The sequence below is a fragment of the Paraglaciecola sp. MB-3u-78 genome (genome assembly GCF_002835935.1).
In the GTDB taxonomy this organism is placed as follows: Bacteria; Pseudomonadota; Gammaproteobacteria; order Enterobacterales; family Alteromonadaceae; genus Paraglaciecola.
On sequence record NZ_PJCF01000079.1, the window covers coordinates 1 to 261 of the forward strand.

Genomic DNA, 261 nt, shown 5'->3' on the forward strand with positions numbered 1-261 from the left:
ATAATCTCCAATGGCTATCAGTGAGAACGCATCATCTGCATCGGTAATACCGTCATTATCATCGTCAGTGTCGGTCACGTTTGATATAAAGTCACCGTCAGTATCTAGCGGTAAACTGCTATTGACTAACGGATTTGTTCCGGCAGCAAGTTCATCTGCATCTGAATAACCATCGTTGTCGTCGTCAGTGTCAGCTGCCATGCCAAGGGATATACAAGCCGCATCGCACTCATCCGGTGCACCATCATTATCAGTATCAAC

The 261-nt window shown here is 46.0% G+C and carries 1 protein-coding gene; it reads right to left on the minus strand.

Translation table 11 applies throughout. From position 1 onward, the window contains the following. A partial coding sequence (locus CXF95_RS26390) for a thrombospondin type 3 repeat-containing protein (RefSeq protein ID WP_232788061.1) occupies positions 1–261 on the minus strand: 261 nt, incomplete at both ends.